Source organism: Hymenobacter agri, from assembly GCF_054778495.1.
Map to the genome: position 1 here is coordinate 1 of NZ_BAAGZM010000953.1, position 1116 is coordinate 1116.

General features: G+C 66.4%; 1 protein-coding gene. It reads right to left on the reverse strand.

Annotated features, from left to right (window positions below):
• A partial coding sequence (locus ACYVDE_RS23655) for a glycoside hydrolase family 30 protein (protein WP_460503977.1) occupies window positions 1–1116 on the reverse strand: 1116 nt, incomplete at both ends.

Sequence of the window (1116 nt, forward strand, 5' to 3'; positions counted from 1 at the left end):
CCTGGCCGGCCACGGTGAGGGCGCCCAGGCATTCGGTGCAGCCGCCGGGCGTGTGCGGGTTCAGCTGCGCGTCGGCGGCCAGGTTCCACTCCAGCACGGTGCGGGCCCAGTTGCGCGTGGCCCCGATTATCAGGGTTTTGACGTGCCAGCGCAGGTTATCCTCGAACTTGCTTTTCGCGCCCACCCACTGCTCGGTGAAGTACACGTTCTTGTTCGGGAAGGCATCGTGAACATGGCTCAGCGCCTCAATGGGGCCGGCGTAGAGGTGGAAGGCCGAACCGTCGACGTAGGGCGCGGCCGTGGCGTCGCGCAACACCGTGAGCGGGTAATCGGGCCGGTCGGCGTTGTGGTCGTAGCAAATGATTTTCGTGTCGAGCCGGGCCTGCCGGAAGGCCGGGCCCAGGTGCTTGCCGATGAACTCGGCCTGCTGCTCGGCCAGCATCAGCAGGCTGGGGTTGTTGCCGGGATGCAGCGGCTCGTTCTGCACCGTGATGGCGTCGATGCGCACGCCGGCCGCCCGCATGCCTTCGATGTACTTCACGAAGTAGCGGGCGTAGGCGTCGTAAAACTCCGGCTTCAGGCTGCCACCCTTCGACTCGCCGTTGGTTTTCATCCAGGTGGGCGGCGACCATGGCGAGCCCAGGATTTTGATGCTGGGGTTGATGGCCAGAATCTCCTTCAGCACCGGCAGCAGGTGCGCCTCGTCGGGCGCGAGGCTGAAATGGGTTAGCGCGGGGTCGGTTTGGCCGGCGGGCAGGTCGTCGTAGCTGAACACGTGGTCGTCGAGGTCTGATGCGCCGATACTCAGCCGCAGGTAGCTCACGCCAATGTTCCGGCCGTCGGTGCCGAACAGCTCGCGTAGCAGCTGCGCACGGGCGGCCGGGGCCAGCTGGTGTAGCAGCTGCGCGCTGCCCCCCGTGAGGCAGTAGCCGAAGCCGTCGATGGTCTGGTAGGTTTTGGCTTCGTCAATCTCAATGGTAGGCCCCGAGCCCGCCGGCCCGGCCGCAAACTTCAGCCCACCCGCCTGCAACTGAAACAGCTGCTTCTTATCCGCAGTAGTAACCCAGGCCGCCCCGCCGGCGCTAGCCTTCGGGCCGGGCTTGGGCGCGCGCTGAG